Genomic DNA, 14891 nt, shown 5'->3' with positions numbered 1-14891 from the left:
TACTCTCAACAAAAAAAGATATACGAATTATTCATACATCTTTTTCTATTTATTATTTACGATATTGCCAAAGGAAACGTTCCATTTTTTCTTGTATTTCCGCTAATTCATCCACACGAGGCAGATAAACGATTCGGAAATGGTCTGGCTCTTTCCAATTAAATCCTCGACCATGAACAAGCAGGATTTTTTCCTGCTTCAAAAAGTCCAAGACAAATTGTTCATCATTATCAATTTTATACATTTCTCTGTCAATTTTAGGGAAAATATAGAAAGCTGCTTGAGGTTTGACCGCAGATAATCCTGGAATACCATTGATGGCTTTATAAATGAATTCTCTTTGTTCATAAACTCGTCCACCCGGCAACAGCAACTTATCAACCGATTGAGTGCCACCAAGTGAAGTTTGTACGACTGATTGAGCTAAAACATTGGAACAAAGTCGCATTGAAGCCAGCATATTCAAACCTTCAATATAACCCTTAACATGTGATTTTTCACCTGACAGAACCATCCACCCCACACGGAATCCCGCAATGCGGTGTGATTTTGAGAGTCCATTCATTGTGACCACAAAAAGATCTGGTGCCAAGCTAGCAATCGGAACATGAACTGCTCCATCCATAACCAATCGGTCATAAATTTCGTCAGAGAAAATAATTAAATTATTTTCTCTAGCCACTTGAACAATTTCAAGCAATAAATCTTTAGAATACAGCGCACCCGTTGGATTATTAGGATTAATCAAAACAATGGCTTTTGTATTACTTGTGATTTTTGAGCGAATATCATCAATGTCGGGGAACCAACCAGCCTGTTCATCACAGAGGTAATGAACAGCTGTTCCTCCAGCTAAGCTGACAGAAGCCGTCCAAAGTGGATAATCAGGCATAGGAATCAAAACCTCATCCCCTGTGTCCAAAAGTCCCTGCATGGCCATAACAATCAATTCAGAAACCCCATTACCTGTGAAAATATCATTGATATCAAGACTAGGAAAACCTTTGAGCTGACAGTATTGCATAATCGCTTTACGAGCCGAGAAAATTCCTTTAGAATCTGAATATCCTTCGCTATCCACAGCATGTTGAATCAAGTCACTAATGACTTCATCAGGAGCAAGAAAGCCAAATTCAGCTGGATTTCCTGTATTCAATCGAAGAATTTTTTCACCATTGGCTCGCATTCTTTGTGCTTCATCCAATACTGGGCCACGAATATCATAGCTGACATTATCAAGTTTATGCGATTTTTCAAATTTTCTCATTATTGACCTCCGTAATATTATGAAGTTTTGATTTTCAAAACTTACAAACAGATTCTGGTAACACTAGTTTATTTCTTTTTATAGACTTGGAAATATTTTCCAGCATAGTTAGTCACTTTATAGTCCTTATCTAAAACTTTTTTCAAACTAGTCGGAGCTTTCTCACTGGCCTGTAAAACAACGAATTTATCTGATAATTTACCAACTTTCAAATCATAACTTTGGGTAAATTTAATTGGATAATTTGCTGGAACATTATCTAAAGTTGAAATTGTTTTGGTCAAATTGTTAATATTTTTACCATCAGCGACAACATAAACTCGGTCAGAACCTGTGGCATTTGCCTTAATATATTGTGCCACACTTTGCTCTTCTGAAGCAATTGTTCGGTTCATGAAATGATAACTAATTGGTGTAAAAATGACAAAAAGTATTGCCAAAATCGGAGCAAATAAACGATTTTGAAGATATTTCAACAAAATTTGATCGCTATCTGTCAACCCAAGACCTGCAAAAACTATTGTAAATGGCAGGACAGCCAAAAGATTAGAACTATCAAAAGTCTGAGCAAAAACAATCATTGTTGTCAATCCAACAATTCCAATAAGCATCATGACATACCAAACTCTGGCTGGTCCACCCTTTTTGAGTTGTACAATTCCTTGGACGAAACCTGCAACAATTCCAAAAATAAGAGTGAGAACTAAGGCTTTAGCAAGAGTTAATAATAAATCACCACTTGGACCAAAATGTGTAAAGGGAATTAAAATAGACTGTTCAATAGAAGTATAGATTGTTTGTTCTTCAAGAGAATAATAAGCGACTGAGTAACCTACTAATAGAACTCCCAAAATTGTTGCCAGCATTTGGTAAAAACCACGTCCAATTTTACGGCTACCCACATTATGAATAATGAGAGCGATAGCAGATAAAATAAAGAAAACTGACATGACAGGAGAAATGACTAAGGCAAAGGCAGCTGCCATTCCAAATCGAATAAATCCCCTATCTGTAGAACTATCTTGGAAATAAGAACTCAAAAATCGTGCCGCCCATAAGGCAAAAGGAAGAGCAAAGAGCGTTGGACTATCTCCTCCTCTTGCCAAACCTGCAATAATAACTAAGGTAAAAACCGATACAGTTAGTGATGCCGTTTGATTTTTCGTTTGTTGACCCACTAAGCGGTAAACTAAAATTCCACTGATTAGTAAAGCAATAATTTCAAAAAGCCATAAAAGCCAAGTCGTCCCACCAATATTCCCTAACCAATTAATGAGATAAAAAACCGTACCACCTGTCCCATAAAAATCATTAAAAGGAACTAAACCATGATGCATCGCAAATCCAGAATAAAGGTTTTGTGATTGGCTGGCTGTGGCTACTGGTTTCCACAAAGGAAATGCATAAAAAGTTAATGCTAAAAGCACTGACAGACCCGTAAGTAATCCATAGACTGCTAAAGGAATTCTGAGTGTTTTTTCATGTGTCAATTTTTGTCTTGAAGTTCGTTCGACGTTTCGACCTTCTGGTTCTTCTTCTAAATGCCTGATTGCTTGATTCGCTGCCGCTTCCACGACATCAGAATCTTTATTTGCCCAACGAGAGCTTCTCCGCTCATGACGTGACGAGCGGGATCTGTATTCATTTGACATGACGTCCTCCGATGTTTCCTTAGCGGAAATCTTTTTTATAAACAAAATGCTTGTTTCAAATACACAGTTGTAAAAAAATTATACCAAATTTTTGGAAAACACTCAATAAAGTTAAAAATGATTATAAAATTATAAGCAAAAAATTACTGACAAAAAGGTCAGTAATTTCTATAAGTTAATATTATTTATAAACTACTTAATTCCTAATTTTACCAAGAATCCAAAGGACTAAAGCGACAACCGCAATGAATAACCAAAAGTGTGGGTTAAACAAAAGTACAATCCCTGAAATAATCAAACGAATAATCAGTAAAATAAGTAAAATGGGCAAGATATAGCGTACAAATACTCTCAATGCCATCACTCCCAAAAGCACTAACAAAATTGAAAGCAAAGCCCCCATTACAATCAAACCTGATAAAAATCCTACAAACATTTTTTCTCCTTTTAGTAGTAACGACTACGACTGGCTCTCACAAGCCATACAATAATGCTAATTACGAGCAAAGTCCCCCAAAAATGCGGACTAAGTAAGAGCATTAAACCACCGAACAAAAATTTCAAAATCATTAATAAAATCAAAGCAGGTAAAACAATTTTAAAGAATCCTTTTATAAAAAGTAACATAGCTAAAAATAGTACAAGTAGTAAAAACATTCTCTTTCCTCCGATAATTAACAAATTCTCATCACTCATGAATTTGTATTTATATATTAATTATAGCAAGAAAAAAAGCCCGAATTCTCAGTCTTTTGACTGATTTTTCAAGCATTTTTTTACTGACAGAGCTTTATTTTACTGACAGAACAGTCTGTCAGTAACTATTTAGGGCTGACTGTGTTAACTGCGGTCCCGTCAGCATAATTAATTTTTGCATTTGGAGCGACATTGTCAAGAACAACGACAGTTGCTCCACCATTTCCTGACTTTTCACGACCACCACCGAGTTTGATAGACAAGGTTTGACCATTTTTATCAATCCCAACATAAGCCAAACGAATTTGTCGAGGCAAAAGTTCATTTCCTTCGTAGAGAGGGGTCACTTGGTAATCTAAATAATAATTGGGATGATTTGCAAGCCAACTGTCCAAACGATTTTCGTAATAAAGCATGCTGGCTGTATTTCCATCGTTCGTTCCAGTGAAATTTCCACCATTGAACCAAGCCGTTTCTGGCACTAAATTTCTTGCTTCATTATTTAGACCTGAAAATTGATAACCCACTAAATGGCCACGAGCCATTAGCCACATTTTACCAATCGAACCATCTGATTTTTTATAATAAAAATTATAATTATGCCAACCAACCGGATTATAGGTCAAGGGTTCACGTTTGACTTTAGGTTCTTGAGAATCATTCAATTGAATATGTGAATCAACCGCACGACCTAAAGCATCAGTATTGGCCATGACCATTTGTCTTTGATTTTTAAAAGTTAAAGGTGCTTGTTTAACCGAACTTGCCAGTGATTTTGTGGAAACTTGGCTACTATTATCAGTAGCCGAACTATTTCCTTGTCCCAAATGCAGACGTCCCGAACCAAAATATCCTACAGCCAGTGCAATAATGACTACAATGACGCTTGTTAGTGTTTTTATTTGTTTCTTATTCATAGCCTAATTATAGCAAAAAATTTCAAGGATTTTACAATTCTGAAAAATTTTTATAATCATTTTAAAGAAGCTTTGAAACCACACCACTTCCCTTAATATTGTATAATAAAAACAAAGCAGGAGGAGGAAATCTGATGTACGAATTTGAAAATCCAGAACAAGAGGTAATGTTTGATTATCTCAAAAATGCAAAAACCATCGCTGTCGTTGGGATTAGCGATAAAACAGACCGTTCATCTTTTTTAATTGCTCAAGGATTACAACAAAATGGCTACCATGTTATTCCAGTCAATCCAAGACTTGCTGGCCGTGAATTACTAGGTGAAAAAGTCTACGCTTCTATCAAAGAAGTTCCTTTTCACATTGATATCGTTGATATCTTTCGTCGAAGTGAGTTTTTGGCGGATGTTGCTCGTGACTTCATTGAAACTGACGCCGATATTTTCTGGGCGCAATTGGGCTTACAATCTCAAGAAGCTGAAGAAATTCTTCGAGAAGCAGGAAGAAATAAAATTGTGATGAATCGCTGTATTAAAATTGAATATGCCTATTCAGGCTTAGGAAAAAAATGACTACAAAAGTTATTCTATAGACTATTACGTTTCCCCGGCAACATTTTATCGATTTTTTTTGATACAATAATAAAGTTGAATTACACAAACACAAAACTCTCGTCTAAAAAGTGGGAGTTTTATCTGTTTTTTAGGCGGATGTTTACGCATTCATAAATTTTTCTCAAAGAAAGGAACTTTATGAAAGAAAAACTTTGGACAACAACTTTCGTTGTTAATATGTTACTTAATTTTATTTTTTATCTTGTTTTTTATCTCCCTACTGTTGTTATTGGTACAATGGCTATGGAACGTTATCACGCTTCTGCTAGTATCGCTGGTATTTTATCTGGAATTTTTATTGTCGGCGGATTTATTGCTCGACTTTGGGCTGGAAATAATATGAAACGCCTTGGTGCAAAAAAACTTTTGTACATAGGAACACTCATTTATTTCTTGCTTACCTTTGCTTATTTCTTTGTGTATAGTGTCGTTCTACTTTTAATTTTACGTCTTGTACACGGACTTGGATTTGGTATTGCTGCAACAGCTTCTGGAACTTTGGCTGGTGCCATTGTTCCTTCTTCAAGACGTGGTGAAGGAATTGGTTATTATGCGCTTTCTGTCACATTATCGTCAGCAGTTGGTCCCTTTTTATCAATGTTTCTTTACCGGACATCAGGTTTTTATTCATTAATTTGGCTTTCTGCCTTACTTTTATTTATTGCCTTAGTCGGAATTTTCTTCATACATGCTGAAAAAACTACTGACAGCTCTAATTCTATCGATAATAAAGTCCATAAAAAATTCGCTTGGTCAAATTACTTTGAAAAAGAAGCTTTACCAATTTCATTAATTGCCTTTCTCATAGGTATTTCATACTCAAGTATTCTGTCATTTATGGATGCTTACGCTCATAATATTCATCTTTCAGAGGCTGCCTCATTTTTCTTCTTAGTTTATGCCATTACTGTCCTTCTTTCTCGTCCAATTACTGGTCGTGTCTTTGACGGCTTTGGTGATAACTTTGTAATGTATCCAACCTACCTCTTCTTTGCACTTGGCCTTTTACTGATTGGTTTTGCTCATTCTGGTTGGATGTTGCTCCTTGCTGCTATATTTATCGGTTTAGGCTACGGCTCATTTTCGCCTTTTGGACAAGCAATTGCCATCCGTAATTCAGAAGCTCATCGTTTAGGAATCACAACTTCTACTTTCTTTGGCTTTATGGATATGGGTGTCGGTTTTGGACCATTTATTTTAGGAATGTTTATGCCTCTATTAGGCTATCGTAATCTCTATTTTGCATCAGCAAGTCTTGCACTTCTAATTGCTGTCATTTACCATTTCGTTCATGGACGTCATGCTAAACGTGAAAATTAAGCTACTGATTGTTCTGTCAGTAAATAAAAAAAAGCTGTCAGTAATTTTGACAGCTTTTTTATTATTTACCAATATTTTCGTAATAAGCAATTGAAGCCATGTTGAGGTAAGGAGTAGTCCAGAATCCTGCTAAACCACCTGAGATACCATAAAGAACATACCACCAGAAGAAACTCAATTTGAAAATGAAGTAATTTCCACGCAAACCTTTCATCATTGTTGCTGATTCGCTAAGAACGCCCATAACACCGCTGTAACGCCCTTCTTCTAACTGATCAAACAAAACATAAGTTGCTTGTGACCAACCAAGTCCCAAATAAATTGCAAATGCCCAACCAATCACTGGGATAAACATCAAGGCAACAAAAATCACCCCTTTGACAATACTTAAAAGAATAATTTTGCCAGCTGAACCATCATAGAAAGGTCCAAAAACATTTTTAAATTGTGGATTATTTCGTTCACCACGGAAAATTTTGATATAGTTAAAAATTGCCCCAACTGTTACTACCGAAACAAACAAGGCTACAACAATCATTAAAATAGCAATAAGCAAAGTCGCAAAGCTAATCACCATCCAAACACTACCTGGAATACTATCAAAATTAGAAGTATTGTAGTCCATGGACTGCTTTACACCATTTCCTCCACCTAAAATCCCCGCAATAATTGGAATAATAAAGAGTAACATTTTTGAACCAAAATTATCTTTTAAAGCTCCTTTGGCTTGATTTTTCAATTCCCATCTTGACATAAAATACCTCCCAATAATTTGTCTTACATTATATTTACTTAATTATACCAATAAATAGGCAAAATCTCTAAGACTTTCGCCCGATTTTCAAAAAATCATCTATAAAAAGCGTTTAATTTTTGTTATACTTATAAGTGCTTGCTTTTTAAGCTACAAGAAGACTCGATTCTACGAGTAAATAAAGGAATCTTATGACAGAACACGCAATAAAATACAGATTAATAAAAAAAGAAAAACATACAGGAGCAAGATTAGGAGAAATCATCACACCGCATGGTACCTTCCCAACTCCAATGTTTATGCCCGTAGGTACTCAAGCTACCGTTAAAACAATGAGCCCAGAAGAACTCAAAACATTAGGCTCAGGGATTATTCTCTCAAACACTTACCACCTCTGGTTACGACCCGGAGATGAACTTGTCGCTGAAGCTGGCGGTCTTCACAAATTTATGAATTGGGACCAACCTATCCTGACTGATAGTGGTGGTTTCCAGGTTTACAGCCTAGTTCAAAACAAAAAAAATATCACAGAAGAAGGCGTTAAGTTCAAGAGCCATTTGGACGGACGTGAACTTTTTCTTAACCCCGAAAAAGCAATAAGCATTCAAAATAATCTTGGCTCTGACATCATGATGTCCTTTGACGAATGTCCACCTTTCTATCAACCCTATGACTATGTCAAAGCTTCTGTTGAAAGAACTTCCCGTTGGGCTGAGCGTGGTCTCAATGCTCATCGTCGTCCAAATGACCAAGGACTTTTCGGAATTGTTCAAGGAGCTGGTTTTGAAGATTTACGTCGTCAATCAGCTAGAGACTTGACTTCAATGGATTTCGCTGGTTATTCTATCGGTGGTCTTGCCGTTGGTGAATCTCATAAAGAAATGAATGCTGTCCTTGACTTTACAACACCAATGCTTCCAGAAGACAAACCCCGCTATTTAATGGGTGTTGGTGCACCAGACAGCTTGATTGATGGCGTTATTCGTGGAGTTGATATGTTTGACTGCGTTCTTCCTACACGAATTGCTCGTAATGGAACTCTGATGACTCATTTCGGTCGAGTTAACATTCGTAATGCTAAATACGAACACGATTTTACTCCACTTGACCCAATGTGCGATTGCTACACATGTACTAACTATACACGCGCCTACCTTCGTCATTTAATCAAAGCCGATGAAACTTTTGGTCTTCGTCTTTGTTCATACCACAATCTTCACTTCCTCGTAAATCTAATGAAAGACGTTCGCGGGGCCATTATGGATGACAACCTTCTGGAATTCCGAGAAGATTTCTGTGAGCGTTACGGCTACAATCAACCCAATGCCAAAGACTTCTAGTTCTTGAAAATAGGTTTAAAAAGTTGTATCATAATAAAAGTGGGTAACTACTTTCATTTTGTGCCGAGTTAGCTCAGTCGGTAGAGCACTTCACTCGTAACGAAGGGGTCACAGGTTCGATTCCTGCACTCGGCATAGATAAAAAACTTTATATCGTTGGTATATAAGGTTTTTTTGTTTATCTTTTTTTATTTACCCCTCTTTTTGCCCCATTATTTATTGTTTTAATTAATCTCTAAGAATTAATTATATTAAATTTCATTTAATTAACAAATAAATTACATTTCAAGCTCTTTATTTATCTTTTTCTTTTAAACTCAATAAACACAAGATATTGAGTGTGTTTACATAATTTAATCTATATATTGTGTCATCTTGTATTATCTGCTAAAATAGGTGTAGACCATTGAGTAGGAAACTTCATAAGTTTTGAAGGGAGTTGGTGCCTTGGATTATTGTTTATTTAAAAGGTTATTCCCTTATATGAAAGTAAATCTCAATAATGATTGAAAAGATTATTTGCTTAATTGAGCTTATTCATCTTTTACTTGATATCTATAAACTTTTTAAATAGAGTATAATAGTTATCGAAAAAAGTCGTTAACTCCCCAGTAAACGACTTCATTGCTATGTTGCAACCATAATACTATGAAACTTACCAATGGTTTTAAAGAACTTGTACACGCAAGTTCTTTTTTTACTTTATCTAAATGTTGCCAGTAGATACTCTCTTAATAATAAATATATTAGCTTATTTGTTAGCTTGTTTGTTAGACAATCTATAAATATTTTATAAACTTTTTGTAAATAATTTAGTAAGTATTTCAGTAACACTTTTAGTAAATGTTTTAGTATATTCTATGGTGTAATTATTGTATAAGTAAATTATATTATATATAGATACTTCTGTCAATGAGGAAAAAAAAGGGGGTCTTATCAAATGGCTTTATTTATCCTTTATTTATCCTTTATAAATTAGTTAAAAATATTTAACTAATAGCTAACTTAATACCTAACCAAATACTTAACCAAATATTTAACCAAATATTTAACCAAACTTTTTTATAATTTTCTAATTGCTTCAAAACCTGCATCTCTCTTTTCAGATAACAAACGACGATAGGTTTTTTCAAAAGGAACCAATTATCTTTCATTCGGTTCAAGGAAGCCAATTTAAATCAGCTTCCTTTAGAAAGTTATTAGATGAGCATCAATTGCTTGCTTCTTACTCCAAGCCTGGATATCCCTATGATAATGCCGTCACTGAGGTCTTTTTCAAGTATCTTAAACAACGAGAAATTAATCGCAGAACTTATCACTCCATTCAAGAAGTTCAACTCTCTTGCTTTGAATACATCGAACAATTTTATAACAATTATAATCCTCATTCCGCCAACAATGGTTTAACTCCAAATTAGAAAGAAGAAAATTATTTTAAGAAAATATAGCTCATTTTGTGTCTAAATATTTGACATTGGTCCAAAACTGATTTTATACTTTAAGTATCAAATGTCAAGAAGATATTTTTTATATTGAATTGTAAATAAAAATAGTTTTTAACGTATCCTTATACACCAAATATAATTTTGACGAATTCCTAGAAATAAATTTGATCTAATTTCCCTTCAAATAATAAATACATAAAAAGCGACAAATATTTTGCTAAATTAATTCAATGAAGTCAGTTTAAATTTAAGCAAAGAGTGTGTTGAGTTTTTTCACCAATATTTCTACCTCTTCAAGAGTATTATCAAAACCAAAAGATACCCTAATGTACCGACTAATTTCCGAATCCATTAATCCTACTGATCTTAAACTAGGATCTGGTCGAGGATCTAAAATACTACAAGCACTCACAGTTGATAAACAAATTCCAAGTTGTCCCATTTTTGTAACTACTTCTTGTCCCTGAGTATTTGGTAAAACTAATCCACAAATACCTGGGAAATCTCCTTTAATGACCTTAATAGTCTGAGCAATTGAGGTCACTAATTTAAATTTTAATTCTTGAAAATGTTTCAAATTTTCATTAATTTTTAAATAGTTATCTTGCAGAGCAACTGCCAAACTCGCTATCGCAGGGACATCCACAGTACCAGGTAAAATACCGTTCTGTTGAAATACATTTTTATATTGGGGTGTGACAATCGCATTAGGCGATAAGAATAGGAGACCACATCCTTTTGGTCCATTAAATTTATGCGAACTCACACTAAACCCAGAAATATCTACAAAATCTAATGGGATTTTAGAAATAGCTTGCACTGCATCCATAAAAAAGGGGACATCATTATTTTTTGCGATTATTTTTAAATCTGAAATGTCTTGTACTATGCCTGTTACTGAGTTAACTGCTTGAATTATAATTAATGCTGTGCGGTGTGTAATTGCATTTTCTAGTACTTCGGGGCTTACCTTCCCTTCACTGTTAACAGGTAATGTACAAACATTTATTTTTCCTTGGAGCTCTAACCTCTCTAAAGTCTGGTAGACAGATGAATGCTCTAAAGGACTAACTAAGACATCACACCTCTCCTCAGATGTATTTAATAGGCTTACTATTCCCAACTGGTTTCCTTGGGTTCCTCCATTTGTAAAAACTAAACCTTCTGTTGGAATATGGAGCAATTCGGATATATTAGTCTTTGCTTGTGTAATTATATTTGAACTCTGATTTCCAAATAAGTGTAAGCTATCACTATTTGCGTAAAATTGTTGAGCCACTTGCATGTAGATTTTTAAAGCCGATTCACTCATTTGGGTGGTAGCGGCATGGTCAAAGTAAATCATATTTTCCCCACTTTTTTAGCTTAACTTTAGCATGTTCTCAAGTGCAATTTTTGCAAAATGAGAGGTTTCATTGTCAACTTTTACGATGTTTAATTCCTCTGGTCGTTGTATTAGATTATCCATTGTTAATGCCAAATGTGGCAAATCTATTCTATTCATCAATACACACGAGCATGCAATAGGATTTAATAGCATCACTTTTCTATCTGAAAATAGTCGCTGAAGTCTAATCACAAGATTATTATCTGTACCTACAGCTATCCTTGAACCTACTGGAGATTTATGAATATAGTTTATTATGTCTGCTGTTGAACCCATCTCATCAGAAGCATTAACAACTTCGTTAGTACATTCAGGATGTACGATTATTTTAATGTCAGGGTAAAGATTACGGAGATTTTTAATTTGCCTTACAGTAAACTGCTGATGAACTGAACAATATCCATCCCATAAAATAATCCGAGTCTTTTCTGGATTATTTTCTATTAATTCTTCAGAAAGTGGCTTCCACAACGCCAATGCCTCTTGAGAAACCCCTAATTGTATAGAAATATTACGTCCAAGATTTTGATCTGGTAGAAAAAACAAGTATTTTCCTCGAGTCAATGCCCATTCGATTATATTCCTTGCATTTCCAGATGTGACTACTACACCATTATATTTTCCGACAAAACTTTTTATTGCAGCACTAGAATTAACATAAGTGATGGGAATTATATCTGAGCTACTATACCTATTTTTCAAAAATTTCCAAGCTTTTGTAATTTGAAAACTATTTGCCATATCGGCTAGAGAGCATCCAGCTGTTGGGTCTGGAAATATCACTTTTTGTGAATTGTCTGTTAGTATATCAGCTGTTTCAGCCATAAAAGTCACACCACAAAAAATAATTTTTTTTGCCGTTTTATTTGTTGCTGCAATCTGAGCGAGTTTAAGAGAATCACCAACAGCATCAGCAAATTGCACAATTTCATCTTTTTGATAATGATGTGCAACAATCATAAGTTCATCGCCAAAATGGTTCTTTATTTCTCTGATTCTTTCAATCTGTTCTTCAGGGGCTTCTGCATAATATTTTTCTAACCTAGCCTGCCTCTTAATGTCTAATATATCCATTAGTAATTAATTTCTCCATTCATTTATTACGAAAAAACTTTGCTTATAACTCAATCATTTTCAAAACTAAACACTTTTTTTACTCCTTCGCTACTATTAAAACTAATATCTAAGGCTACTGCAGAGTGAGTAACTGCTCCTAATGAAATATAATTTACTCCTGTCCCTCGATAATGAGAGATGTTTTCAAGAGTAATACCACCAGAGATTTCCGTAATAATCGTAGGAGGAATAAGATGTATCCAATTTCTAATTTCTTCTGGACTTCTATTATCAAACATTATAATATCAACACCTGAAGTTACAGCTTCTTCAACTTGTGCTTGAGATTCAATTTCAACCTCAATTTTGATCATATGTCCTAAACTCTCTTTTACTTTTTTGACAGCATTAGTAATATTTCCACAATAGGCAATATGATTGTCTTTTAACATAACACCATCATACAGTCCCATCCTATGATTATATCCTCCACCAATTTTAACTGCTTGCTTATCAAATAGGCGAAGTCCAGGCATTGTCTTTCTTGTATCACAAATACGAATTTTTGAATCATTAAGCAGTTGGATTGCCTTGCTTGTTTGGGTAGCTATTCCACTCATACGTTGCATCAAATTAAGGATTACTCTTTCTCCAGTAAGCATTGTACGTACTTCTCCTGTAGCATATCCAATAATATCGCCCTTTCTTACTTCATCCCCATCTCGAAAAGAAGTTGTGAAATTTGCATCATTGCCCAGAATTTCATAAATTAATTGTGGAATCTCTAAACCTGCAATAATTCCATCCTCTTTAGCCAAAAATACCCCAGATGATGCCAATCCTTTTTCAAAAATAAGTTCAGTTGATATATCTCCGCCCCCAATATCTTCCAATAAATATTCCATTAATTTATTTTTTTTTATCATTGCAATTCGTTCTCCTCTTGAATGATATAATGTGCGCCAAGGCTGATTTTACGTTTTAAAATAGCTAACGCGATTTTTTCTGAAACCAAACACAAATTTGCAGTTTCAAGATTTTCCTTACTTATTTTTTCTGGTAAAAATTCAAACTGATACCTTTTGAGCCACTGAATAAATTCGCATACTTCTGATCTTTTTCTAACAATCCCTAAAGAATTTGACACTTTCTGTATCAAAATCTCTCTTTCAGGCAAATTAAATGGTATTTCCTTCGGATTTATTTGCTCTATCAATGTATCTAAATTCTCACGTTTATTCTTTCTATCTAGAGACTCCTTAAGTATCGAATGTGCCACAGAGCGACCAAATGCTAATATTTCTAAGAGAGAATTACTTGCTAAACGATTTGCCCCATGTACTCCTGTACAGGCTACCTCTCCCACAGCATAAAGATTTTTTAAACTTGTTTCACCTTTTAAAGTTGTCTTTATCCCACCCATTAAAAAATGCATTCCAGGCTGAATTGGGATTTTTTTTGTGACTTGAAATGGTACATTAATACTTAAAAGGTAATCAGATATAAATGGAAATCGCGTTTCAAAATTTTTTACCATTGAAATATCTAAGTATACTTTATCTCCTTTTTTTATATACTCGTTGACCACCCGGCTGACAACATCTCGTGGAGCGAGATTTTCTTTAGGATGTCTACCAATCATTATTTTATCACCACGACCAGATATTAGTACGGCACCCGCTCCCCTTACAGCTTCAGAAATTAAAATAGGCGGTATCTTATTTTCAACAGATAGCAAAGTAGGGTGAAACTGTAAAAATTCTAGATCAGTAAGTTTACCTTCAGCTCTTATAGTCATTGCTAAGCCATCGCCAGTAACAGTTTTATCATTAGTTGTAAGATTAAACAATTGTCCTACTCCTCCACTAGCAAGTACAAATATATCAGCATCAATCATTTGAATATTTTCTTCTGAATCTAGATAACTAAGCCCAGTTACTTTATTGTTGTTAACTTTCCAACTTACTGCCATGGCAGATTCAATCCATTTAATCTTTGAACTTAATTTATTTTGGACGAATTCAGTAACATTCTTCCCCGTTCGATCACCACCAGAGTGTACAATTCTTGAAAAAGAGTGTGCTCCTTCTAACCCAAAACTCAAATTCCCGCTTTCATCACGATCAAATATTAATCCCGAATGAATTAAATCTTTTATTACCTCTGGACCATTTTCAACTAAAAAGTTTACAGCAATCCTGCTGTTGTGAAATTCTCCGGCAATCAAGGTATCCCTGATATGGCTTTCCTTTTTATCTTTTGGACTTAAAACTGCTGCAATCCCTCCTTGTGCTAACATAGAGTTACTGTCACCTCTAGTTCCTTTTGTCAATATTGTTATCTCTACTTGTTGTCCTAAATAATATGCAACAATACTGCCTGCTAATCCAGAACCAATAATCACTACTTTTTTCATAACCAAGCCCTCACTCACCATTTAAAG

13 protein-coding genes, 1 tRNA gene and 1 pseudogene are annotated in these 14891 nt (G+C 34.7%); 5 read left to right on the top strand and 10 right to left on the bottom strand.

All coding sequences use genetic code 11. The features are described from left to right. Positions 1 to 52 precede the first annotated feature (52 nt). From MKX45_RS02315 to MKX45_RS02295, 5 genes are all read right to left on the bottom strand, one after another. Entirely contained in the window at positions 53 to 1267 is a 1215-nt protein-coding gene (locus tag MKX45_RS02315) for a pyridoxal phosphate-dependent aminotransferase (protein ID WP_057719794.1), read from the bottom strand. 68 nt (positions 1268 to 1335) lie between these two features. After that, complete coding sequence (locus MKX45_RS02310) at positions 1336 to 2919, bottom strand: APC family permease (protein ID WP_015425675.1); 1584 nt, start codon at positions 2917 to 2919, stop codon at positions 1336 to 1338. A gap of 196 nt (positions 2920 to 3115) precedes the next feature. Further along, positions 3116 to 3355 carry a hypothetical protein gene (locus MKX45_RS02305; RefSeq protein WP_010905161.1) on the bottom strand — a complete coding sequence of 80 codons (240 nt, stop codon included), beginning with the start codon at positions 3353 to 3355 and terminating at the stop codon, positions 3116 to 3118. Between the two features lie 11 nt (positions 3356 to 3366). Beyond that, positions 3367 to 3576, bottom strand: a complete 210-nt coding sequence (locus MKX45_RS02300; RefSeq protein ID WP_057719796.1) for a hypothetical protein — start codon at positions 3574 to 3576, stop codon at positions 3367 to 3369. Positions 3577 to 3740: 164 nt separating this feature from the next. After that, positions 3741 to 4532, bottom strand: coding sequence for a DNA/RNA non-specific endonuclease (locus tag MKX45_RS02295; protein WP_057719797.1), 792 nt, complete (start codon positions 4530 to 4532; stop codon positions 3741 to 3743). A gap of 131 nt (positions 4533 to 4663) precedes the next feature. On the opposite strand from MKX45_RS02295, the gene MKX45_RS02290 reads away from it, so the two are divergent. Next, the gene (locus MKX45_RS02290; protein ID WP_440971574.1) at positions 4664 to 5104 is read left to right on the top strand and encodes a CoA-binding protein; all 441 of its coding nucleotides are present in this window, start codon (positions 4664 to 4666) and stop codon (positions 5102 to 5104) included. A gap of 180 nt (positions 5105 to 5284) precedes the next feature. After that, a complete protein-coding gene (locus MKX45_RS02285) occupies positions 5285 to 6466 on the top strand; it encodes an MFS transporter (RefSeq protein WP_340816752.1) in 1182 nt (393 codons plus the stop codon). Positions 6467 to 6527: 61 nt separating this feature from the next. Here the strand turns inward: MKX45_RS02285 and MKX45_RS02280 are convergent, their stop codons facing one another. Further along, on the bottom strand, positions 6528 to 7220 hold the full coding sequence (locus tag MKX45_RS02280; protein ID WP_003129712.1) for a DUF975 family protein: 693 nt from the start codon (positions 7218 to 7220) through the stop codon (positions 6528 to 6530). A gap of 191 nt (positions 7221 to 7411) precedes the next feature. Between MKX45_RS02280 and tgt the strand changes: the two genes are divergently transcribed. The 3 genes and pseudogenes from tgt to MKX45_RS02265 form a co-directional block, all read left to right on the top strand. Then, positions 7412 to 8560, top strand: a complete 1149-nt coding sequence (gene tgt / locus MKX45_RS02275; RefSeq protein ID WP_003129711.1) for a tRNA guanosine(34) transglycosylase Tgt — start codon at positions 7412 to 7414, stop codon at positions 8558 to 8560. A gap of 62 nt (positions 8561 to 8622) precedes the next feature. Then, positions 8623 to 8695 (top strand) — tRNA-Thr (locus tag MKX45_RS02270). A 998-nt stretch (positions 8696 to 9693) separates the two neighbouring features. Next, positions 9694 to 10024: pseudogene (locus tag MKX45_RS02265) on the top strand (integrase core domain-containing protein); the annotation flags it as partial. A 228-nt stretch (positions 10025 to 10252) separates the two neighbouring features. Here the strand turns inward: MKX45_RS02265 and MKX45_RS02260 are convergent. From MKX45_RS02260 to nadB, 4 genes are read right to left on the bottom strand one after another with little or no spacing between them, the layout of a single operon-like run. Continuing rightward, a complete protein-coding gene (locus tag MKX45_RS02260; protein ID WP_279360988.1) occupies positions 10253 to 11350 on the bottom strand; it encodes a cysteine desulfurase family protein in 1098 nt (365 codons plus the stop codon). A gap of 15 nt (positions 11351 to 11365) precedes the next feature. Continuing rightward, positions 11366 to 12466, bottom strand: coding sequence for a quinolinate synthase NadA (gene nadA / locus MKX45_RS02255; RefSeq protein ID WP_340816751.1), 1101 nt, complete (start codon positions 12464 to 12466; stop codon positions 11366 to 11368). Between the two features lie 50 nt (positions 12467 to 12516). Next, a complete protein-coding gene (nadC, locus tag MKX45_RS02250; RefSeq protein WP_279360986.1) occupies positions 12517 to 13374 on the bottom strand; it encodes a carboxylating nicotinate-nucleotide diphosphorylase in 858 nt (285 codons plus the stop codon). Then, entirely contained in the window at positions 13371 to 14864 is a 1494-nt protein-coding gene (gene nadB / locus MKX45_RS02245; RefSeq protein ID WP_279360985.1) for an L-aspartate oxidase, read from the bottom strand. Before nadB ends, nadC begins: the two co-directional genes overlap by 4 nt. Between the last annotated feature and the right edge of the window lie 27 nt (positions 14865 to 14891).

Origin of the sequence: Lactococcus sp. FSL W8-0209, assembly GCF_038006585.1 — a bacterium.
Classification (GTDB): Bacteria; Bacillota; Bacilli; order Lactobacillales; family Streptococcaceae; genus Lactococcus; species Lactococcus lactis.
This window is presented reverse-complemented; position numbering and strand designations above follow the sequence as displayed.